The sequence below is a fragment of the Alteromonas sp. V450 genome (genome assembly GCF_001885075.1).
GTDB lineage: Bacteria > Pseudomonadota > Gammaproteobacteria > Enterobacterales > Alteromonadaceae > Alteromonas.
Genome location: NZ_MODU01000004.1, coordinates 1,890,527 through 1,913,890, shown reverse-complemented (window position 1 = coordinate 1,913,890; position 23,364 = coordinate 1,890,527). Strand labels below are relative to the sequence as shown.

Annotated in this window: 18 protein-coding genes; 9 read left to right on the top strand and 9 right to left on the bottom strand. The window is 43.2% G+C overall.

Annotation, left to right across the window (positions count from 1 at the left end; translation table 11 throughout):
* Positions 1-130 precede the first annotated feature (130 nt).
* The 3 genes from prsT to BK026_RS08385 form a co-directional block, all read right to left on the bottom strand.
* Positions 131-2,782, bottom strand: coding sequence for an XrtA/PEP-CTERM system TPR-repeat protein PrsT (gene prsT, locus BK026_RS08395; RefSeq protein ID WP_071815459.1), 2,652 nt, complete (start codon positions 2,780-2,782; stop codon positions 131-133).
* 85 nt (positions 2,783-2,867) lie between these two features.
* On the bottom strand, positions 2,868-3,644 hold the full coding sequence (locus BK026_RS08390) for a PEP-CTERM/exosortase system-associated acyltransferase (protein WP_071815458.1): 777 nt from the start codon (positions 3,642-3,644) through the stop codon (positions 2,868-2,870).
* A 25-nt stretch (positions 3,645-3,669) separates the two neighbouring features.
* Positions 3,670-4,434, bottom strand: coding sequence for a YdcF family protein (locus BK026_RS08385; RefSeq protein WP_177247896.1), 765 nt, complete (start codon positions 4,432-4,434; stop codon positions 3,670-3,672).
* Positions 4,435-4,501: 67 nt separating this feature from the next.
* Between BK026_RS08385 and BK026_RS08380 the strand changes: the two genes are divergently transcribed.
* The 6 genes from BK026_RS08380 to BK026_RS08355 all read left to right on the top strand — a co-directional run bounded on the left by BK026_RS08380 (position 4,502) and on the right by BK026_RS08355 (position 9,489).
* Entirely contained in the window at positions 4,502-5,281 is a 780-nt protein-coding gene (locus tag BK026_RS08380) for a serine protease (protein ID WP_071815456.1), read from the top strand.
* A gap of 193 nt (positions 5,282-5,474) precedes the next feature.
* Positions 5,475-6,302, top strand: a complete 828-nt coding sequence (locus BK026_RS08375) for a hypothetical protein (RefSeq protein ID WP_071815455.1) — start codon at positions 5,475-5,477, stop codon at positions 6,300-6,302.
* Between the two features lie 2 nt (positions 6,303-6,304).
* Positions 6,305-6,514 (top strand): hypothetical protein, encoded by a 210-nt coding sequence (locus BK026_RS08370; RefSeq protein WP_071815454.1) that lies wholly within the window; start codon positions 6,305-6,307, stop codon positions 6,512-6,514.
* Positions 6,515-6,531: 17 nt separating this feature from the next.
* A complete protein-coding gene (locus tag BK026_RS08365) occupies positions 6,532-7,389 on the top strand; it encodes an HprK-related kinase A (protein ID WP_083575053.1) in 858 nt (285 codons plus the stop codon).
* A complete protein-coding gene (locus BK026_RS08360) occupies positions 7,382-8,476 on the top strand; it encodes a nucleotidyltransferase family protein (RefSeq protein ID WP_177247895.1) in 1,095 nt (364 codons plus the stop codon). Before BK026_RS08365 ends, BK026_RS08360 begins: the two co-directional genes overlap by 8 nt.
* Positions 8,473-9,489: an NAD-dependent epimerase gene (locus BK026_RS08355; protein WP_071815451.1), complete on the top strand. Its 1,017-nt coding sequence runs from the start codon at positions 8,473-8,475 to the stop codon at positions 9,487-9,489. The genes BK026_RS08360 and BK026_RS08355 overlap by 4 nt, the downstream gene beginning before the upstream one ends.
* A gap of 161 nt (positions 9,490-9,650) precedes the next feature.
* Here BK026_RS08355 and BK026_RS08350 read toward each other — a convergent pair whose 3' ends face one another.
* The 3 genes from BK026_RS08350 to BK026_RS08340 all read right to left on the bottom strand — a co-directional run bounded on the left by BK026_RS08350 (position 9,651) and on the right by BK026_RS08340 (position 14,767).
* Positions 9,651-11,834 carry a malate synthase G gene (locus BK026_RS08350; protein WP_071815450.1) on the bottom strand — a complete coding sequence of 728 codons (2,184 nt, stop codon included), beginning with the start codon at positions 11,832-11,834 and terminating at the stop codon, positions 9,651-9,653.
* Between the two features lie 98 nt (positions 11,835-11,932).
* A complete protein-coding gene (locus BK026_RS08345) occupies positions 11,933-12,877 on the bottom strand; it encodes a LysR family transcriptional regulator (protein ID WP_071815449.1) in 945 nt (314 codons plus the stop codon).
* 294 nt (positions 12,878-13,171) lie between these two features.
* The gene (locus BK026_RS08340) at positions 13,172-14,767 is read right to left on the bottom strand and encodes an isocitrate lyase (protein WP_071815448.1); all 1,596 of its coding nucleotides are present in this window, start codon (positions 14,765-14,767) and stop codon (positions 13,172-13,174) included.
* Between the two features lie 380 nt (positions 14,768-15,147).
* Here BK026_RS08340 and BK026_RS08335 point away from each other — a divergent pair, with 380 nt between their 5' ends.
* The 3 genes from BK026_RS08335 (at position 15,148) to glsB (ending at position 18,751) form a co-directional block, all read left to right on the top strand.
* Complete coding sequence (locus tag BK026_RS08335; protein WP_071815447.1) at positions 15,148-16,107, top strand: chemotaxis protein CheV; 960 nt, start codon at positions 15,148-15,150, stop codon at positions 16,105-16,107.
* A gap of 167 nt (positions 16,108-16,274) precedes the next feature.
* Complete coding sequence (locus BK026_RS08330; protein ID WP_071815446.1) at positions 16,275-17,756, top strand: alkaline phosphatase; 1,482 nt, start codon at positions 16,275-16,277, stop codon at positions 17,754-17,756.
* 86 nt (positions 17,757-17,842) lie between these two features.
* Entirely contained in the window at positions 17,843-18,751 is a 909-nt protein-coding gene (gene glsB / locus BK026_RS08325; protein ID WP_071817560.1) for a glutaminase B, read from the top strand.
* Between the two features lie 13 nt (positions 18,752-18,764).
* Here the strand turns inward: glsB and BK026_RS08320 are convergent, their stop codons facing one another.
* From BK026_RS08320 to BK026_RS08310, 3 genes are read right to left on the bottom strand one after another with little or no spacing between them, the layout of a single operon-like run.
* Positions 18,765-20,024, bottom strand: a complete 1,260-nt coding sequence (locus tag BK026_RS08320; protein ID WP_071815445.1) for a lipocalin-like domain-containing protein — start codon at positions 20,022-20,024, stop codon at positions 18,765-18,767.
* Positions 20,021-22,624, bottom strand: coding sequence for an ABC transporter permease (locus tag BK026_RS08315; protein ID WP_071815444.1), 2,604 nt, complete (start codon positions 22,622-22,624; stop codon positions 20,021-20,023). Before BK026_RS08315 ends, BK026_RS08320 begins: the two co-directional genes overlap by 4 nt.
* Complete coding sequence (locus BK026_RS08310; protein WP_071815443.1) at positions 22,625-23,332, bottom strand: ABC transporter ATP-binding protein; 708 nt, start codon at positions 23,330-23,332, stop codon at positions 22,625-22,627.
* Positions 23,333-23,364: the final 32 nt, after the last annotated feature.

Below are 23,364 nucleotides of genomic sequence, written 5' to 3'. Positions count from 1 at the left end.
ACTACGAAATGCAATCTGTGCTGATTAAATAGTAAGCTAAAAGTGTGCCATGGTGTTAAGTGCTTATTTTTTAGCATGTTATACTTTTAGCTAATGTATCAGTGTTAAAAAATACGACACAAGAAACGGGTTATAAAAGCGATTGGGCCTGTTTTAGGTGCTCCTGAATGGTTTTTTTATCTGGCGCTAGCGTTAACGCCTGCTGCAACACTTTTTCCGCTTTCGCCACCTCGCCGGTTCTCATTAATGCTAATCCATAAGTGTCCATCACCGTGGGGTTGTCTGGCGCTAGGTCGAATGCGCTCTCGGCAAAAGATTTAGCTGCGTCTGCGTTGCCTTCCAGCAGTAGCTGCCATGATAAATTGTTTAGCACAACTACATTGTTGGGATAGCGTTCATTAAGCGCCGTATAGTGTTGAATGGCGCTTTGGTGCTTTTTAATGTTGGCGTATTTTTGAGCAAGTGTGAGCCTGACTTTGAAATTAGCCGGGTCGTGTTCAAGGTGTTGTTCAAGAATGTTTAAACTTTCTTTGCTCTGCCCATTGTTAAACATGGCATTAGAGATGATTAACGCAGTTCGTGGCGATTGGGCATAGTCATAGTATTGCGTTAGTTTGTTTATGGCGTCAGAAAAGTTGCCGTTTGCGTAATCTATGTGCCCTGCAACACTTGCGTATTCTGGTACGCTTTCCGCGCTAGGCGCAAGAAGCCTGAAAGCACGCTGTGCACTTACTATATCTCCAGTCAATATGAGGTAATGAATACGCATTAGTTGAAGTCTGTCTGACGAACGAAACCTTACCAAGGCTTTATCGGTTTCAAATAATGCCTGTTTAAAATTTTGCTGTTTATCACGAAGCATTATCGGAAATAACCATGCCTTCATATTTCCAGGGGCAAGCGCTTTCCAGTTTTTATAAATATTTAGCGCTTGTGTTTCTTTGCGTTGCATTAAATAAGCCTCTGCCCAAAGCTGCCAAAACATATCTGGTGCATCTGCTTTTGACTTTGCATCTTCTATCACTTCAATGCACTTTGTTAGGTTTCCTTCATTCAACAGTGCTTGCGCATATTTCGTTGTTATTTCTAAGTTTTGGGGCTGCTCTTCGTGTTTTTGAGCAAAGATAGATAGCGCTCTTTTTGCCTCTCCAAACTGCTTTTCAAGTAAATAGTAGCGATATACTATGTCGCTGGTTCCATTTTTGCTAAGTGCAAGGTTGCGTTGCAAAGTAATGGCAAGTTCAGTGTTGTTTTCCTCAAGTGCTTGGGTAGTTAAATAGTTCACCGAATACACGTTATCAGGAGCAATGGCTAGCGCTCTATCCAGCACATGTTTTACTTTGTCTGCTTTTTTGTTAGCGATATAAACAGACGCAGCAATGTTCAAAGCCTTTACATTTTGTGGCTCATTTTCAAGCCAGTTTTCTACAAGAGCCTCTGCCTTTTCCCCGCGTTCTGCGAATAAATAACTTTTTATTAAAGCTTCTCGCGTTGTGGGGTCTGGGTTTTTCGCATAGGCCGTCTCTAAATCTGTAATGCCAGATAAATCGTTAACGCTTACTTTCAGAATACCCGACTTTTTCAAAGATTGACTGTCGTTTAGGTTCCACTCGTCGGCTTTCTTTAGAAGGTCTTTAACTTCATCTAGCATGCCTTTCTCAGTAAGGCCTGCCCCAAGTTTGAACAACAATTGCGACTCATCAACATTGGAAAGTGTTAACTTGTTGAAATCGTTTAAGGCCTCGACCGTATACCCCAAGTTGATCTTTATATCGGTCAACATTTTGTGTACAGGGTGGCTTTGCTCTAATGATTCCGCTACTGGGCTTAAGAATTCATAAGCACGTTCATGGTTACCTAAGCGATATGCAGCCGTTCCGGCGTACATTTTTGCGGCAATATTGAAGGGGTCACTTTCAAGTGTGGTATCAAAGTAGCCAATGCTCGCTTGAAAGTTACCGTTGTTAAACGCAGTAACACCTTTCAAAAGATTGATATAAGGGTGATTTGGCGACACTTTTAATAAATCATCAATGAGTGGGCGAGCACCATCATAGTTTTGCGTTTTTACATACGCATCAGCTAGCAGTAATTTTCCTTTGTTGTCCAAATTAAATGCATTGTGAAAGCGTTCATAACTTTTCACTGCCTGCGCATAGTTATTGTCTGCCGCGTACAGTTGCCCTTGTAATAAACGGGCCTCATGAAAATTTGGTTCCGTTTCTAACACACTATTTACCAGTGCTAAAGCGTCAGACGTGTTCTCGTTTTCGCGCATAGCCACCGCTTTGCCTAATGTCACAAATTTGGCTTGTTCTGAAATATCAGACGCTTTTTCAAGTTCGCTTTTGGCATTTCCTATGTTGCCAAGTTCATAGTGAGAAACCGCGCGATAAACGTAAACTTGTGTTTGAAGATCCGGCGACAGCCTATGTTCTTGTTCAGTTGCTTCTAAAAGGGGCTCGAATTTGTCTTGGAAAAAGAGAGATTCATACAGCCCTTTTTTAGCAATTTCATTGTTTGGCTGTGTGCCAAGCACCCATTGAAATTCCTTTTCTGCGCCGGCGTAGTGCCCAATGTCGAAGTAAATTTTGGCCAATAGCTGTCTTGCCTCGGGTGACGAAGGCTGATCTTGTATTATATTTTTAAGGTGAATAATGGCTTGTTCGTTGTCGTTTTGTTGAACTGCATATTTTGCATCTTCAAGGGAAGGGGGGCTAGACAGAGGGTCACAACCTAACAATATTGTTACGCATCCTGCTACAACCATTTGTGTTTTCATAAGGCTTCCTTTTTCTCGTATCCCTTCCCAACATCAGTAGTTATTACTTGAAAGACATTTTTAAATTCACTTGTCTATACGTTCACTATGGTGTGGGTGAGTGTATTAAGCGGTTGTCGCTTTTATCTTGTGTCTTTATTTTATCAATAATAGTTTCCAGCAAATCTTTGAACCCTGGACGAAGCGCATCTCTAACCTGCATTGGGTTTATGAAAAAAGGCGCACGTTTCCCGTGGTAGTCAACAACAGGGCCAATTTGTTCAAAGGCGAGTCCTACCAGCCGCATACTTCTCGCCAAGCGAGGCTCAACCATTACGTAACAATGATGTATGTTGTGCTGCATTAACACTGCAGTTGCAGTTAAATAGAGTCCTATCGCAATAAAGGGAAAGCACCGCAACTCTTTTTCAGAGTAGGTCGCCTCGTTGATACCGCCCGTTGCTGCGCCATCGAATTGGTCCATTTGGCGGCGCCGGAATTCACTTGGTACGGCTAATCGGGATATTTCAACAATATCTTCTCTGGCAAAGTTTGAAGGGTGAAGTTGCTCGTTAGAAATACTGTGCTCACAGTATTTTTCTATAGGGAGCTTTTCTGCTGGTGACGTTGAACGAATTATACGTACGGTACCAGCAAAACGCTGCGTAGCGACATGTTGGATTAAACAATGAATAGATTGTGCGTCGAACTCATCGGTTTCAAGTTTACGTTCGTTTTCGGGCTCTAGTTTTAACTCTTCTGCGTAAACTAAATGTCGTATGGCAAACGACGCTTCAACACTACTTTTAGCGTTAGATACATCTGGTTTAAAAAAAGAGGCAAAATGTGAAGCTATCGTCTCTACGTCATTATTTCTATCCATGGTCGCCCCGTTTTTTTCATTGAGTCTATCCGCAGTAACCTTTAAATAAACCCAGTTCTTTTTTTATTACCTGTTCAACAGTACCTAAATATTCATGTAGTGCGCGTTTAATTATAGTCAAACTTTCCGAAGACGGTAGCGACAAAGCAAGCGTTGAACTGGGCAGCGATAGATAGTTTGTTGGCGCTGTTTCTATCTTTTTTCCACATAATTCGAAGAAAAATTGTGCTCTGTTCATGTGACTTGCTGATGTTACTAATGTTACCGCTGGCGTTGAGAGTTGAGATAAGATTGCCTGTATCTCAGATTCGCTATCATACCCGCTAGGAACTGCAATGATGTGCTTTGGATTAACGCCAAACTCGGTTAAAAAAATGGTAGCATAGTGTGAATAGGCATTCGGCCAATCGCCAAAATTTCCCCCTGCTACAATAATGTTATCTCCTGTTCTTTGATAGATGTCAATGGCTCTCAATAATCTGTCGGTAGAGCACTTCGTCCATCTGCTTTCAAAAGGAATGGCGAGTTCATGCCTGTAATTACAGGCCATAACAACAATCGTAGAGTTGAGCGCATTGTCGAACGGCTTTACAGCAGCGCTCTCTAAAGGTCGCACCACCAAGGTGGCAAACAGTGGTTGTGTAAATAGAAACAGTAAGAACAATCCAGCGATAAGGCAGCATTTGGCCTTGAGTAATTTAAAAGAAAATACGTAATACACGCCTGAAAGAATAAGCAGGAATGGGTAAAGTAACGGCATGGTAAAATAATTGGCGATGGAACTGAGCATTTGAAATTCCATTTCAAGACATATATCTTTTTTACAACGTTCAACGCTTCTTCGCCACCGGAAATTTATGTGTAATTTTAAACAATTCGCCTTTTTGGCACTTTTTCTCAGTATGAGTGCTTCTGCAATTGCACAAGAACTTGTTGATGTGGTTAAGCGCATCACGCCTAGCGTGGTTGGTGTGGGTACACTAACGCCAATTCGTGGCAATCATGTTGAATTAAAGGGAACAGGGTTTGTATTTGGTAATGGAAAGTATATTGCTACGAACCATCACGTGGTAAGTGAGGAGTTGTCCCTCAACACGGTTCAGCATCGCGTTGTAATGGCGGGAACAGGAAAAGATTTCGACGTTCATATTGTCGAGCTCGTTGATTTCGACCCGGTTTTCGACCTTGCTATTCTTAAATTTAAAGACGCAGCAATGTCGTTGCCCAGCAATTTTACGTTTGCTGATGACACGCTTTTGCCTTCCGGCAGTAAAATTGCGTTCACCGGCTTTCCCATTGGCGCTATTTTAGGTTTATACCCAGCCACGCATGGCGGGCTTGTAGCAGCAGTAACCCCCGATGCATTGCCAGCAAACTCTGCAAGAGAACTCAACCCTGATTTGCTAGAGCGATTACGTAAAAGCTTTTTAATTTATCAACTGGATGCAACGGCGTATCCGGGAAATAGTGGGAGCGCGCTATATAGTGAGAAAACAGGGCAAGTTGTTGGTATTATTAACAAAGTACTCGCGCAAAAAGGCAAGGAATACGCGCTGAGTGCACCCACAGGTATTTCTTATGCTATTCCAGTAAAACATTTGCGCAATTTGGCGGCAAGGAATAACATATCGCTGTAAAGGCGAAGGTATGTCAGGGTTTTTTACTAATTAGAATATCTGAAAATGTATCTTTCTGAAATGAAAGGTTTTTCCCTTCTGGTGTGTTTTTTGCTTATTTTTGTAAAACGATGTTGTAAGACTTCTTACATTCAATCACCTGCTAGACCAGTGTCTAGCAGAAGCGTATTGGTAAAACGGGTTTAAAAATTTTATGGAAAAGTTAACAAGGCGAAAACTATTAAAAGGGTCAGTGAAAGCGGCCCCTTTGCTTGCGCTTGTCAGCAGTAAGTCTGTATGGGCTACCGGCGATAACTGCCCTTCGGCTGCGGCGTCTAATAACTTTTCGGGCGTCACGCACATTTGCAAGGGAACGAAAGGCTTAACGCCGGGCTTTTTCAAAAATCACGTTCAATGCTGGCCGACAGCCATATTCGCTGGCTTGTTTTTATTTAAAAATAAAAACTTCGGCATTGAATGGGATTGGACCATGGGTACGCACGGGTTTTCGACTAACGCTAACAAACTGTACGGTTGGTCAAAAGATGTTGTAGTGGCTACAGGTAGCGAGAACTACGGAAGCTATGCCAGTACCTGGAGAGGATTACTTGGTGCACACACGCCACGCTTCATTCAACATTCAACGCCTTGGGAATCGCTTACTAAAAGTTATGAAGGTGGCGAGAAAGAAGAAGAATATCACTTTGCAGCAGCCATGCTGAATGCGTCCCATGAATCAATAGATTACGGCTACAATGCCGCTCAAATACTTGATTTTTGCAAGAAAGCTGAAGATGCCAATAGTACGAGTGCATTTAACAAGTTTATCGATTCATTGGTGGGTTTGAACGAACGTGGTGGCGTAGATGCGAAGTCAATTCAAACACGCTCAGAGTCAGATCTTGTTCAGTGTTACTCTAGATCAAGGTCTAGAGGTCGTTTTGCCGTTATGTCTGTTTCATCGTCAAATACTGATTCATCATCAAGCAACCTCGATACTGATAATTTGTTAGGTGATTCTTCTAGCTATCCTTCAGTGTAGTAATGCAGCTTAGTAAATGGGTTCGTGTTACACGCTCCGCGTCGATGGTAATTTTGTTTCATGAAGGCTCTGGGCAAATGTTAGTGTTTAGAGCCGAAGCGGCGCAAGACATTGAACTGTTGCAAAGCGGTGGCGAAACTGGCGATGTCGACACGACTGACATCGATGAGGAACTGGTAGCGAATCTTTCTCGCTACGAGTTCCTTGATTAAACGTCGGAGTTTGCAGTATTTACACGCGTTACATTGGTACTTATCCTTATGCCTTTCAAGTGACAGCATTCGACAAAGCCGTCATTGATAACCTTGGCAACATATACACAAACAACATTTTGAGCGAAACCGGTGACGCCGACTTTCATGTGGGGTTATCTAAAGCCAGGGTTGCCGGTATACCTCAACCATCGCGCTGTTTGTTTCATCTAGATGGTTTTAAACCGTTTACCAAAGCCCCCTTAGCACATGCTCATGCAATGTTAGAATGGGGAATGAATTGGTGTATTTCTGAATACGCCTCAGACCGCCTTATTCTTCATGCCGCAACGGTAGCTAAAAACGGCACTGCAACCTTAATAACAGGGAACTCGGGAAGTGGTAAAAGTACACTTGCCTGTGGTTTGATGTTGGAGGGCTACAGGTTGCTTACCGATGAACTGTCGCTAATAAATATCGACTCGTCAACTGTAACGCCTTTTGTCAGGCCTGTGAGCTTGAAAAACAAATCAATTGATGTGATTAAACATCGATATCCAAGCGCAGAGTTTGGTGCAAGTGCATTCGCAACGCATAAAGGTACAGTGAGCCATTGCAAGCCTACTGAAAATAGTTGGCAAACAAAGGTAGATGACGCTCTTGTAAAGCATATTATCTTCCCTAAATATAACGCGCACTGTGATGGATTGTCCGTTGAGGAAGTAGCGCCGCTAGATGTATTTAATTTACTAAATACTCAGTCGTTTAATATAAACATTTTAGGTGTAGATGCGATACGTGCACTGCAAAACATCAGTGAGTCCTGCATTGCGTATCGGATAGAATATAATGATTTAAGTTCTGCAGCCGACTTTATCAATGGCCTTTATGAATAATACGTTTGCTTGGTTAATGTGCTTTCTCAAAAATGAAGACGTCGATGTGGAACGGCCGCTGTCTGAGTGGTTTCGTTTGATTGCCCTTAGTAGACAACTAGGCTTACTGGGCCTATTGGCAAATAGAATTGAGGGCCTTAACATTTCTCCTTCGCTGCTAAAGCGAATTAATACACACTTAATAAGCGCAAAGCTACAGGTTGAAAACCAACAAAAATCTGTGAATTGGCATATTGAAAAGCTCGTCGCTAACAATCCAGATGGTATTCAGTTCTTAGTACTCAAAGGTGCCGCTTACCTTTTTGCACAAAAAAGCATTGCCACAGGCAGAACCATGTCTGACGTAGATATTTTGGTTACTAGATCTTCGCTTGATAACGCCGAATTTTGGTTGTTTTTAAACGGATATGCGTCAATAAAGAATGATGAATACGATGACTATTATTATCGTCAATGGATGCACGAACTTCCCCCATTTATGCATACAACTGGCGGGTTAACGCTTGATCTTCACCATAATCTTTTGCCGATGACATCTAAAAGGTTCATTGATCCGCATTTACTCTTTGCCGAGGCGCGTGAAGCTAAACCAAATTTCTTTATTCCCAGTGACGCAGATTTGATTATTCACTCTGCCGTACATTTGTTGCAAGACAGTGTGTTCAATCGAACTTTGAGAGACTTAACCGATCTTTATCATTTGATAAACGCACTAACGCAGCATCAACACAGCGCGGCCGCGCTGTTTGCACGAGCTAAGACGCTAAGATTAGAAAAAGATGTGGCGAAAGTATTCTCTCTCCTTCATAGTGTTTTTAAACGTGAACTATTACCTAATGAAACTGATTTTGTTAAGCAGTGCTTAGGGCGAAGTTTATTTTGGCCAGTAGAAAAGCGCTGCTATATCACAATGTTGCAGCAGCCTTTATTGTCGGAGTGGACAGCTAAACACCACTTGTCTTCATGGGTTTTGTTTGTTAAAAGTCACTTAATAAAAATGCCTTTGACGCTTTTAATAAAGCACTCGTATGTGAAAACAATAAAGAATATTAAAAGCAGTTGGGAACAACACGAGACGCAAAAATGAAAATCTTAGTTACTGGTGCGGCCGGGTTTATCGGCGCAGCGGTTTCAAAATACTTAATAGAGCGCGGAGATGTTGTCGTTGGTGTAGACAACATCAATGACTATTACGATACAAACCTTAAGCGAGCTCGTTTAGACAATATCCAAGGGTCGCCTGCTTCTGATTCATTCACCTTTATTCAGATGGGCGTGGAAGACAGAGATAAAATGTCGGCGCTTTTTGCTGAGCATTTGTTCGACGGCGTTGTTCATCTAGCGGCACAAGCCGGTGTGCGATATTCGCTAGAAAACCCAAATGCTTATGTGGATTCTAACATTGTAGGGTTTGTTAATGTTTTAGAAGGGTGTCGCCACCACAAGGTAGGCCATTTAGTTTATGCGTCTTCAAGTTCTGTTTATGGTGCTAACGAAACCATGCCTTTTTCTGAAAAGCATAATGTCGATCATCAGGTTAGCTTGTATGCAGCATCTAAAAAAGCTAACGAACTTATGGCACATACCTATAGCCACCTCTACAATCTACCCACTACAGGGCTGCGTTTCTTTACCGTTTACGGGCCGTGGGGGCGTCCGGATATGGCGCTTTTCAAATTTACTAAAGCGATGCTTGAGGGCAAGACAATAGAGGTCTACAACTATGGTAATCATCGTCGTGACTTCACTTACATTGATGATATTGTCGAGGGCGTAGTGCGCTCGCTTGATACCATAGCAACGCCTGATGAAGATTGGAACGGAAGCTCGCCAAATCCAAGTACAAGCAACGCACCTTATCGCGTTTTCAACATAGGTGCACAAACGCCTGTCCATTTGCTTACATTCATTGAAACACTTGAAAGTGCACTGGGAGTAACGGCAAATAAAGCGCTATTGCCAATTCAGCCAGGGGATGTGCCCGATACTTATGCAGATGTATCTGCGTTGGTAAGTAGTACAGGCTACGCACCAAAAACTGATGTTATTACCGGGGTTAACGCTTTTGTAAAGTGGTATCGCGAGTTTTATCAGGTGTAGTGCGATGTGCCGCAAGGAAACTTGCCAGCGCCTTCTGAGTGAGCACTTTTCTTCGGACAATGGAATAGGGCAGTATTTAGTCTAATCCACGGAAGTACAAAAAAGCCCGTTTGCTTTTACAGAAGCAAACGGGCTTTTTTCACACTTTTACTAAAGCAAATCTAGCCTTGTGCAAGCTTTGCTTTCATTTCACGACGTTTAGCGTGGAGCAGTGGCTCGGTGTAGCCACTTGGCTGTTCTTTGCCTTTGAAGATAAGTTCGCTAGCAGCTTGAAAACCTATCGAGTTTTCTAAGTCTGGTGCCATCGGAATATATTCTGCGTCGCCAGCGTTTTGTTCGTCTACCAGTACGGCCATTCGTGCAAGTGACTCTTTAACCTGATCTACGCTAACAATGCCATGCTCCAACCAGTTTGCAAGGTGCTGAGATGATATACGAAGTGTTGCCCGATCTTCCATTAAACCTACATCGTTGATGTCTGGCACTTTCGAACAGCCAACGCCTTGATGAACCCAGCGCACAACGTAACCTAAAATACCTTGAACGTTGTTATCCACTTCGCGCTTAATACTTTCACGAGTAAGCGTTGATGCATCTTCTAGTAAGGGGATGGTTAAAATATCGGCCAACCCGTTAAAGTGCTTGTCTAAAGATCGTTGAACATCGAATACATTTACATCGTGGTAATGTAAAGCATGTAGCGTGGCTGCGGTAGGTGAGGGCACCCATGCGGTATTTGCGCCTGCTTTAGGGTGGCCAATTTTCGCATCCATCATATTCTGCATTTCATCAGGGATAGGCCACATGCCTTTACCAATTTGTGCTTTTCCAGATAAGCCACAGCGTAGGCCAACGGCTACATTTGCCGTTTCATAGGCTTTGATCCACGGCATCGTTTTTAACGAGGCCTTGTCTGCAAATGGGCCTGCCAACATTGAAGTATGGATCTCATCGCCTGTTCTATCCAAAAAGCCGGTATTGATAAACACTACTCGGGCCGTGGCCTGTGCAATACAAGCTTGAAGATTGACGCTAGTGCGTCGTTCTTCGTCCATAATGCCCATTTTTAGCGTGTTCTCTGGCACGTCAATTATGGTTTCAATTCGGCCAAAAAGCGCGTTGGAAAAGGCAACCTCTTCTGGGCCGTGCATTTTGGGTTTTACAATGTAAATACTACCTTGTCGGCTATTTTTGAACTTGCTATTACCTAATAAGTCGTGCTTTGCAATAAGTGACGTTACCAGTCCGTCCATGATCCCTTCAGGTACTTCTTCACCATCAAATAGCATGGCGTCGTTCGTCATTAGGTGACCAACGTTGCGAACGAACATTAAGCTTCGACCGGTAAGCTTCAATTCACTCTCTGAATTGGCGTGCTTAGAAGGTAAATACTGTCTATCTTCGTGCATAGCACGAACTAGCTGTTTACCACCTTTCGTCATTTCAACGCTTAGCGTGCCTTTCATTAGGCCAAGCCAGTTGCTGTATACCAGTGTTTTGTCTTCAGCGTCAACCGCCGCCACCGAGTCTTCACAATCCATTATTGTTGTAAGGGCAGCTTCGACCAATACATCTTTTACGTTTGCTGGGTCACTTTTTCCAATAGGATGGGTAGGATCTAACTGGATTTCAAAATGTAGTCCATTGTGAACGAACAATAATGCAGAAGGCGTATGAATATCACCCTGGTAACCCTGCCACTGTTCAGTATTAGCAAGCGTGGTCACATCACCGTTAGATAGCGCAACAGACAGTTTTCCGGTTTCAATTTTATACTCAACTGCATCACTGTGTTTGCCTTTCGCCAGTGGTAGCATGCTATCGAGATAGGCTTTCGCTTTTGCCACAACTTTTTCGCCGCGCACTGGGTTGTAAGACTTTCCAGCTTCGGCTCCACCTTCATCGCTTATAACGTCTGTGCCATACAGCGCATCGTACAAGCTGCCCCAACGCGCGTTCACCGCGTTTAGTGCATAGCGTGCATTATTTATAGGCACAACCAATTGTGGGCCGGCCATTGTGGCAATTTCAGCGTCTACATTAACGGTTTCTGCGTTAACGTTTTCTGGCTGATCAACAAGGTAGCCGATACTTTTCAGGAAGTCTGTATACTGTGTGCCATTAACAGGGTTGCCTGCTTTGTGATAGTCATCGATAGCACGCTGCAGCTGTTCGCGCTTTTCGAGTAATGCGCGGTTTTGAGGAATAAATTCTGCGAAGAGGGCCTCTGCACCTTTCCAAAAAGCGTCTCTGTCGACGCCGGTTCCGGGAATTGCCTGCTCATTTATAAAGTTGTCGAGCTGCTCGGCAACCTGTAATCGCCCGCGAGTGATATATCCTTGCATAACTACCTCTATACATTTTTCTGTCCTTCCAGTGTAGTGTGTAAAGAGGTGGTTTTTTAATTTATGGTTTGTATCTTTGCCATATATCTTGTGAATGGTTAGCCAGCATTCATCTCGCTAGCAACATCGCTGATCAGACGCCTCAACCATATATGACCTGCGTCGTGGTGAAGAAGTGCACTCCACGCCATTTTCAGTGCTATGGGAGGAATATCAAACGGCGGCTCCTTAATTACTACATCAGGATCGTTTTTGAATAGACGTGCGGCTTTACTTGGTAAAGTGGCAATGAGCTTTTGCTTTTTCGCTATTTGCAGTGCTGCGTGATAGTGGCGAGTGAATACACGGATAGCGCGTTGTTTTCCTATTTTAGTCAGCTCAGCATCTACCCAACCCAGCTTTTGAACTTCGTTCGGATCGATACCTACACCCACACCAAAGCCTGTTTTACTTACCCATATATGTTGGGCGCGAAGGTACCCTTCTAGATTACACTGCTCGACCAGCGGATGGTCTGCGCTCATAACACAGCTAAATGTGTCGTACCAAATCACTTTCTGGTGAAATGAAAGCGGAAGTTCATCAAAACGGTTAATCGCCATGTCAACCTTTCCTTGCTCTACGTCATGGAAAGTAACGTCACTAGGTGTAATTAGATCCAGCGTAATGTTGGGCGCCAATTGTGCAAGTCTTCCTACCAGCTCCAACAGAAGTGTACTTTCTGCGTAGTCACTGGTCATAATTCTAAACGTTCTATCGCTTGTAAGAGGGTCGAAATCAGTTTCTGGTTGTATAGAACTTTCTAATCGGCTCAGAACATCTCTAATAATAGGCTGTAATTCAATAGCGCGCTTGGTCGGGGTCATACCGTCACTGGTGCGCACGAGTAGTGGGTCTTTAAACAAGTCGCGAAGTCGTTTCAGGCCGTTGCTCATTGCAGGCTGAGTAATACTCAGCTGGTTGGCCGCTTTGGTCACACTTCCTTCGCGAAGCAGTACATCAAGGTACACTAAAAGATTTAAGTCAACCTTCGCTATATTCATAATTATAATGCTCTTCTTGGACTTGATTAAACAAAGCTATTATATGGTTTTTTTTATTGTTTGTCAGATAAGCATTTAGTCTTATCGCAACGATTTGTATGTATTTAAGTTATTGAAATTAAAGTTTTATATTTAATTTTTATGGTTTTTTAAAACGTATAAGAAAATTTATTTTTTTTGAAATGTATAATCAGTGTGAATAGCTTGGAAGGTTTAGTTGATTGCAGAGAAATAAAAAAGGCACCCGAAGGTGCCTTGAAGGAAAGGTTGGGATACTTTCCATCTAACTCTTGATTACACGTCGAATTGATTCATCGTGTTGTCTTCACCAGACGCTTTAAGTGCGCCTTCACCAGAGAAGTATTCTTTGTGTGTATCACCTAAGTCAGAGCCAGCCATTGCTTGGTGCTTAACGCACGCTAGACCTTGGCGAATTTCCTGACGCTGAACACCGCGTACATAAGCAAGCATACCTTCTTCACCGAAGTAACCTTTAGCAAGGTTGTCAGTAGACAGTGCTGCAGTGTGGTAAGTTGGTAGCGTAATAAGGTGATGGAAAATACCCGCTTCACGCGCTGCATCAGCTTGGAAACTCTTGATTTTCTCGTCAGCAGCTGCCGCCAATTCGCTGTCATCGTAGTCAGCAGACATAAGCTTCGCGCGGTCATAACCAGATACGTCTTTACCTTCTTCTGCCCAAGCATCGAATACTTGCTGACGGAAGTTAAGTGTCCAGTTGAACGATGGAGAGTTGTTGTAAACTAGCTTAGCATTCGGTACTTGCTCACGGATAGCGTCAACCATTTCAGCAATTTGACCAACGTGAGGCTTTTCTGTCTCAATCCATAGCAGATCAGCACCGTGCTTAAGTGAAGTAACGCAGTCAAGAACTACACGGTCAAAGCCAGTGTTGTCTTTAAAACGGAACAAACCGTTTGGTAAGCGCTCAGGCTTAACAAGCTTGCCGCCTTGCTTAAGTACCAAGTCACCTTCAGCTAAATCTTCAGCACCTGCAACTTCAGTTGTCTTCAAAAATGCATTGTACTGAGCAGCTAGGTCGCCTTCTGACGTAGATACCGGGATCTTCTGAGTAAGGCCAGCACCTAGTGAGTCAGTACGTGCAACAATTACACCTTCATCAACACCTAGTTCAAGGAATGCATAGCGTACTGCATTGATCTTCGCTAGGAAGTCTTCGTGCGGAACCGTAACTTTACCGTCTTGGTGACCACATTGCTTGGCATCTGATACTTGGTTTTCAATCTGGATACAGCATGCACCTGCTTCAATCATTTGCTTTGCAAGTAGATATGTAGCTTCTTCGTTACCAAAACCAGCATCGATGTCAGCGATAATTGGCACTACGTGTGTTTCGTAGTTGTCAATTTCAGCCTGAATAGCAGCCACGTCACCGCCGTTTTTCTTAGCGTCGTCTAGCTTTTGGAAAAGGTCGCCCAGTTCACGAGCATCGGCTTGACGAAGGAAAGTGTAAAGCTCTTCGATAAGCGCAGATACTGAAGTTTTCTCGTGCATTGATTGATCAGGAAGTGGCCCGAATTCAGAGCGAAGTGCTGCTACCATCCAGCCTGAAAGATATAGGTAGCTCTTATTAGTTGTGCCTTGGTGCTTTTTAACCGAAAGCATTTTTTGCTGGCCAACAAAACCATGCCAGCAGCCTAGAGACTGTGTGTACTGAGACGAATCTGCGTCGTATTCAGCCATGTCTTTGCGCATGATGCTTGCTGTGTAGCGTGCAATGTCTAAACCTGTTTTGAAACGGTTTTGAACCTTCATGCGTGCAGCGAATTCTGGGTTGATACCTTCCCACGTTCCGTTTTGTGCTGCCTTTAATGTGGCGAAGTTATCAATGTCTTGTTGATATTGCGACATGAGCGTCTCTCCCGACTGTAGTAGTAAAATACTTTATGTTGTTTTCGATTACGCTCTTAAGCGTTCCCGTGATTTCCATTTCATCCTAGTTCGCATTTTTAAATAATAGAAATATATAATTTGCATTGCCGCCATTTATTTAGTGAATGATGTATTCGCAAACTAGCAACTAATTTTTTGGAGAGTGAGGATAATCCAGAGAAGATTGACTATCCTCTGTACTATATGACGCTTTATTGCGCAGCGAATTAGCTAAAAGGGGAATAGAGTTAACGTGCAACGCATAGTAATGTTTGGGCGTGCGTAAACAATTGTTTTACCAAACTGAATTCGGGTTGGTACGCGGTAAATTGATTGAATAAATAAGGTAAGTGGCTTGTATGAGCAATAGCGTATTGTCATCGGTGGATCAGAGAACAAAATTGGTAGGCGAGAATCGCCTCGAGCTCTTGATGTTTCAATTAGGTACACGTCACATCTTCGCTATGAATGTGTTCAAAATTAAAGAAGTTATCAATGTACCGAAGCTTAATATGATGCCTGGCTCTCATTACAACCTCAAAGGCGTGATGAACTACAGAGGGAGTTCAATTCCCATTATCGATTTAAGGCAGGCAATAAAAATGCGTGGTATTGCCACCGAAGACGTGGCGAAGAACGTTATCATTACTGAATACAACCGCAGTGTTCAAGGTTTTATTATCGGTAACGTTAAAAACATTGTGAATACTTCATGGGGCACCATTCAACCCCCACCAACCGGTATAGGGAAATCTAATTATTTAACCGCCATAACCCAGGTGAATGTTGACGGTGTTTCTGAGATTGTAGAGATAATTGATGTTGAAAAAGTGCTTGCTGAAATTATCGATTATGACACGTCAATTTCTGAAAATGTTCTAGACCAGCAAATCGTGAACCATTTCGCTGGTAAAAAAGTGCTTATTGTGGATGACTCAAGCACCGCGAGAAAGCAGATAAAAGATACCTTAACCCAACTTGGTATTGACATTATAGAGCGAAAAAACGGAGCCGAAGCGCTGGCTTTGCTTAAGAAATGGGCAGATGAAGGTAAAAGGCCAAGTGAGGAAATTCTGCTGATGTTCACAGACGCAGAAATGCCTGAAATGGACGGTTACAGACTGACATCCGAAGTGAGAAATGATCCCAGGATGAGCGATTTGTTTATCGCACTTAATACGTCTTTAAGTGGCAGCTTCAATGATGCTATGGTCGAAAAAGTGGGCTGCAACCGCTTTATTTCAAAATTCCAACCTGATTTATTGGTCGATGTAGCGCAGCAGCGCATGCGCGAGTGGCTTGAGTCTCGACAAACCTAAATAATTTCACCGAAACTACGCCTAAGCCTTTTAGATAATTCCCGCCTGATTTACACTATCGACTTTTGTCGAATTGGGCGTCCTTCCATTTTGTATTGGATTTACAAGCATCGTTTCCGATTTGAGCTCACGAGCATAAATATACAGTTAACGTCAGGGAAGTTTTCATGATGAAACATTTTTTTCGCACATCTATTTTGAGCTGTGCGACGGTAGCGGTTTTGACCGCTTGTGGTATTACCGAAAATACGACTGAAAGTGCAACAAAAGTACCAGCGTCCCCGGCGCCTCAAAATATTATTATGGTTGTTGCAGACGGTATGGGCCCAGCCTTTACCACAGCATACCGCAATTTTATGGACGACCCGAACACGCCTGAAGTAGAAACTGTTATATTCGATGAAATTCTTGTAGGCAATGCGTCTACTTATCCCGCGAATGTGTCTGGTTATGTGACTGACTCTGCTGCTGCGGCTACGGCATTAGCTACTGGCGTGAAATCATACAACGGTGCAATTGGTGTTGATGTTAATAAGCAGCCAGTAAATTCAGTTATGCATTATGCCAAGCGAAATGGTATGCGTACTGGCCTGGCGGTTACCTCACAAATTGTGCACGCCACACCAGCGTCATATATTGCGCATAATGAAAGTAGGAAGAACTACAACGACATAGCCGAAGATTTTTTTGATGAGAGAGTCAACGGTGAATTTGTTGCAGATGTCATGCTAGGTGGCGGCACCACGTACTTTGAACGAGAAGACAGAGACATTCTTGCAGAATTTATTGATGCTGGTTACGAATACGCTGATAGCTATAACCGTTTAGCATCTGTGCCAGCGGGCAGTAACGTTTTAGGTTTATTTGCGCCAGTGGCCTTACCGGCAGTGTTAGATGACAGACGGAAAAACCGTTTGGCGTACTTAACACAAAATGCCATAAAGCATCTAGAGAATGACAGGGGTTTCTTTTTATTAGTTGAAGCTAGCCAGGTAGACTGGGCTGGACATTCAAACGACATAGGGTCGGCTATGGCAGAGATGCACGACCTTGCGTTAACAATGGAGTATTTGAGAGAGTACGTTAAGCAGAATCCTCAAACCTTGGTCGTGCTCACAGCAGATCACAGTACCGGCGGGCTTACAATAGGCGCCAATGGCGACTACAAGTGGGTACCGGAGCACCTAAAAAATATGTCTGCATCGGTAATGACTATTGCAATCGACATGGCTAGTGCAGATAAGCCTGGAGAATTTGTCGCGCAAAAACTTGGTTTATCGATGACAGAAGAGGAGCTTGCAACCTTCGATAGTGTCTCTAATCAAGATGATAAAAGCCGGTTTATGGCAGTGAAAAAGTTCTTAGATGTTAAAACAAACACCGGTTGGACAACCAGTGGGCATACGGGTGTAGATGTTGAAGTATTCGCTTTTGGTACTGGCGCAGAGCAGTTTGCTGGGCAAATCGATAACACAGACATTGCGAAAAAAATATTTGCGCTTATCAGCGGTAACGTTGCTGGAAGTAAAGTTGATACTAAAGCAATAATGTCTTCTAGTGATAAAAACAATAGCAATATTGAGTTAATGTCTGGTGATAGCAAAGACGACGGCACGTGTGATTTTAAAGAAGATTGGCGCTGCAATTAATCTTTTTTGACTAGCATTCACTATTTGATAAAGCGCTACACATAGCGCTTTATTTTTAAGAGGTATTTTTGAAAATGAATGAAGACATGCTTTCACTTCTTCATGACATATTCGATGAAGTTGAACCAATGCTTGGAATGGGAAAAGTTGCCGACTACATTCCAGCGCTTGCATCGGTTAACCCGCGTCAGTTTGGGATCGCAATATGCGATACACAAGGCCAAATAACCTCAATTGGCGATGCCAGTGTGCCTTTTTCAATTCAAAGTATCTCTAAAGTGTTTAACTTAGTGTTGTCGATAAATCATTATGGCGAAAGCATGTGGGAGCGGGTTGGTTGTGAGCCGTCTGGTTTGCCATTTAACTCTCTTGTACAGCTTGAATATGAAAATGGTATTCCGCGGAACCCGTTTATCAATGCTGGCGCATTGGTTGTGAGTGATATGGTGCAGTCACGCTTTGCTTCGCCACATATCGCCATGCGCGATTTTGTTAGAAGGTTATCGTGTAACGGCGATATTGTAGTTAACAAGGTCGTCGCGGAATCGGAATATGAGCATAGGGCTCGAAACGCCGCCATGGCTTATTTAATGAAAGCGTACGGTAACTTTCAAAACGAAGTAGAAGAAGTACTCAGGAACTATTTTTATAACTGTGCGTTAGAAATGAGTTGTGAAGATCTCGCTCGCGCTACCAGCTTTTTGGCAAATCAAGGTATGTCGTCATGTGCGGGTGAGCAAATTCTAACGCCTTATCAAACCAAACAGGTTAATGCGTTGTTAGCTACCAGTGGCATGTATGACGAAGCTGGAAGCTTTGCTTTTAAAGTTGGGTTGCCAGGAAAAAGCGGAGTGGGTGGTGGCATTGTTGCCGTTGTGCCAGGGCGCTTTTCGATTTGTGTTTTTTCGCCTGCGCTTAATAGTGTGGGTAACTCCCAACTTGGTGTAGCTGCGCTTACATCGTTAAGTGAACGAATTAACTGGTCTATTTATTAATACTTTTGGCTTTTTAGTAACCCGTTAGTTCTAAGAAGCCACTTCCCTTGTGACTTCCCTCTATCTCGATACGGCCCTCGTAATAAGGAAACACGCTGGCATTCCATTGGCCCTGTTTAAAAGGGCGAATATTCACCGCGATATTGGCTTTAGGCACCAACATTTGCCAGTGTGTGGGCACTTGCTTCTCAATACTTCCTTCAGCGTCTGAAAGTACAATAGTTTCATATTCTACGGGCGTAATTGAAATATCATTTGCTTCAAGGGCTACTTTTTTTCCGTTAGCCGTTATAAAGCTGCCCGTTGTGAACATTTCAACTGAATTTTTTGCTGCATTGGCGTTGCTTGATAACGTATGCATTCTAAACGCCATGAGCTTGCTGCCATTATCAAGGTGTAGCGAAAACCAATCCCAGCCCATGGCATCTCGCGCAACTAAATGGCTGGTCCATTCATGGTCGTACCAACCCTTACCTGTTACCTTAAATACTTCATTTTCAATGATTATTTCACCTTTAGCATCAATAAACGGTTGGCTGTAATAGTACGAACGCAGTCGCTCGTCACTGGTTTTCTTGCTGTAACCGTCAACCCCTTGTTTTATAAAAGGTTGTGTGGCGGTAAGGTGCAGGGTACCTAATGCCTTTGCACTACTATTGCCGGCTGATATTAAACGTGACTTGTTTGGAAGCTGAGGGTTGATTGAAAATTGCAAGATGGAAGGAAAGGGCGTAGCGTTTTCACTCTTTACTGACCAGTCATCAATGACGGCTTGAAAAGGCGCATTACTTACATACGCGTTTCCAACGCTTCCTGTGGCGAATCGCTCTTCAAAAAAATGCTGTGTTTTACTGTGTAACGACGCATGTGCCATAAACTGTTGTGAGTTTGACCAGTGGCTAGTTTTCTTTGCTTTGCTGTTGGTGTTAAATCGAAAAAGCGTATATTGAAGACCAAGTTGTTGAACTTGCCCCGTTTCGCGGTGTTCACCTTCTAGAACAAAGGTAAAATACCACCACTCCAATTGGAAATTAGGGTGGCTTTCATGGTCGAAAGGAAGCCGAAGAGGGACGGACTGTTGTACTTGAGCAAAGTTATCATCAATGGATAGTTCACCAAAAAAATTTCTGGGGCCTGGCTGGCTACTTGGTGTGGACTTAGTAACCTGTGAGTTCACTAAATTGTCGTCGCTACAGCCCGCCATTGCGCAAAACGATAAAGCGACAATGCAGTGAAAAAGGGCATTTTTTGGATAATACGAAAATTTATTCATAACTGTGACTCTTGTCGCAAATCTACTTTTGGCTTGAGTTTCCCCAGTGGCAATAAGATAACCGATAATACAAACGCTAATGAAAAAAGCACGGTGAACGCCATAGTGCTAACATTTATCAAAAGAGGGTAAGTCCAGTTAAAAGCAAATCGATTGACGTAGTTAATAAACACCGAAGCCAAATAGACCCCAAAGGGTAACGCTAACGCCGCAGTAAGTAAGCAGATAACCATATACTGGGAAAGTAAAGATAGCTTAACCCGCAATTGGCTCACACCAAATGCTCTTAACACGCTGAGCTGGCTGTTATTGGCGAGCGCTAAAATACTCAGCGATATAGCGAAGGCTAAACCGGCCACCAAAAGCGTGACGATATTGAGCCCATCGGTAAGCACAAACGTTTTGTCGAAGGTTTTCATAGAGAGCGCAAGTAGTGCCTTTCTACTGAACAGTTGATCATCAGTATCCGCCGCCTGATTTTGTGATTCATTGTATAGCAATGCTTTTATTCTCTCTGCGCTCACTTGGCCCTTAACCGGTGCCAGTGCAATAACGCCAGAAAACAGTGCATCTTTATGCTTCTCTCTAAACAAAGGAAGGGGGATTAATACTTGGTTTTCTAAATTGCCATAGTCAGGGTAGATACCGAGAACGTTAAGCTGTATCTCTTTGGACAGTATTCCCGAGTCCGACGTGCTGTCTAACATTCCACCATAAAGTTGATTATAGGTTTGGCGGTCTATCGAAATTGAATCACCTAATTTAATTGCGTGTTTGTAAGCAAATTGTTGGTTGATGAATACACCATTTGCCTCGACAAACTGGCTCCATGCTGAGGGTACTGCGCTGTCTAATACAAGCGCCTGTTGACCCGCATTGTGCACAGGGTAACTACTCAACGTAACATCGGCATTGGCCATAACCGTTTTAAATTGGAGAAGCGGTGTTAACAGCATCCCAGCGGGCGCTTTAAACGTTGAGAGCGCTTGTTCGGTATACAAATAAAAAGGGGCGTAGAGCCGCTGTGACAGCCAACGTTCCGTAGCGTCTCTAAAACTGTCAGTCATTGTGTTCATGCCGATGTTAGCAGTGAGCGCAATAAAAAAAGCGCAAACCGCCAATCGAGTCCTAGACGACAAGTGATGCGTGTTGGCGATTGAAAAGTGTAATACTGGAAATCGCTTGGGTGCATAACGAGCAAGGTAAAAGGCTAAAACCGGTAACCAAAGCAGAACCAGTACGCAGCTTCCTAGCAGTAAAGCTGCCACAAAAAGTAGCGCACTAAGCGTTGAATGGATAAAAATGCTAACACCGTACAACACAACTAAAATAACAATACTAGTGCAGCAGACAAAGCGAATAGAAGGCGTGCTTCTTTGCTGCTGTCGATGAGTTAGAAGTGATTTAGACAGCTGCCTAATAGGTACGATAGCAAAAAGGCAAAGTGCCACAAATGTAATAAAAAAGGCGAGCGAGAAGATAAAGATAACATCGATATCTGGTGTAACAAAGGCGGCGTCAAATAATGAAGAGAAGGTTCCTTTGATCACTGGAGAAAGCGCCGACGCGGCCTCGAACCCTACATAAATACCTATCGGTACGCCCAAGATGCAATAAAACAATAGCTCTACCAAAAGCGCAACGCCGAGCAATCTGCTAGAAACACCGAGTTGCCTGAACCTAAGTACATTAAATAGCCGTGCTTTGTACATTAAATTTAGAGCATTTAGTACGATAAAGAGTGCGACAACCCCCATCAGCATACTCATTGCCCATAGATTAAGCGTAAAACTTTCCGGTAAGGTTCCTGTGTCATTATTATACGTTGATTTAATATTAATTTTAAACGGCAGAAGATTGTCGAGTTGCTCTCGCATTGCTGGCGTTAGTTCAGTTATAGATATCAAACCAGCGAGGGGAGTATTGAATGGCGAGATATTGTCGGTATAAAAATCAGCGATTGAAACAACCAGCGTATCTTCAGGCATTTTGCTGTCAACAGACACTCTGATATCGCTAGACCACGTTTTTTCACCAGTAGTATAAAGCGGTTGATTGCAGTTTAATTCAGCAACGGTAATGGGGTTAATAAGCGCGTCTATTATAAATTGGCCACTAGGAGATGGCTTCGAGGTAGCTGTACTTCTACTGGGTTGTATAGTTAGTTGTTTAAACCGGCTTCCAAGAAGAGGCTGAGTGTCTAATCCGATAAGGTTGAGCGTCTTGCGGTTGTCTATTTTCTCTTTACATTGCAACGTAACCTCTCGTTGCGAAAATGCGATTATATCCGTAAAACCCGCTTTTCTCAGTTTGCTGTAGTGTGACGTGTTTAGGTGTAAGGCATTAGTATGTGCAGCACCTGATTGCTCTGTAGTTTGCGCAGCCAAGGATTGCTGCTGTGCAGCGGTGATGATAGTGCCATTCAATAACGTACCGTTTTGCTGAGTCAGCGCGCCCTGGCTTGCTCCTTCGTTTATCAGTAAGACCGTTACTAGCCCTGCATTGGCCAGTAAAATGGCAACTATAATCAGCAAAGGCTCCCATGGTCGTGTGCGAGCCATTGCAAGCATTGCATTGAAAGTGAGAAAGAGCGCGTTCATTTAATTACATAACGAATGATTATGCGTACCAGTTGTAATGGAGCGCTTGTTCAGATTGGTGATTTCTTCTAGCTTGCCTCTTTTAAGCAGGAAAGACATATTGGCCTGTTGGGCAACCTGGTTGCTATGGGTAACTAAAACAAGGGACGTATTGGTGCGTGAACAGGTCTCGTAAAGCAATGAGGCAACCGCATCGCTGTTGCTTTCATCAAGATTGCCGGTAGGCTCATCCGCTAACACAAGAGACGGTTTATGGATGAGTGCGCGAGCAATGGCACATCGCTGCTGCTCGCCCCCAGATAAAACCGACACCGGTTTCGTGGCTAAACTATTAATACCTAAGCTATGCATTAATTCTTGCTGGTAGGCTTTATTGTAATTGCCTTTAAGTCTGGCTGTAAAAGCAATGTTGTCCCAAACATTAAAACAATCAAAAAGGTTGAAGCTTTGAAATACAATGCCCAGCTGGTTTTTACGAAAGGAGTCTAGATTTGCAATGTTTGAAAGTGACGTTCCATCAACAAAAATGTTGCCAGAATCTGGAAAATCAAAGCCAGCTATTAAAGAGAGTAGGGTAGATTTCCCACAGCCTGATGCGCCTTGAATACTTACGGAAGCGCCTGCTGGCACCTCTAAACACAAGTTTTCAAGTAGCTGAACATCGTCGGTTTGGTAAAACGACTTATTGAGATTTTCAATTTTTAGCATGATTTTACGTAGACGTATTTATGATTCTTAAT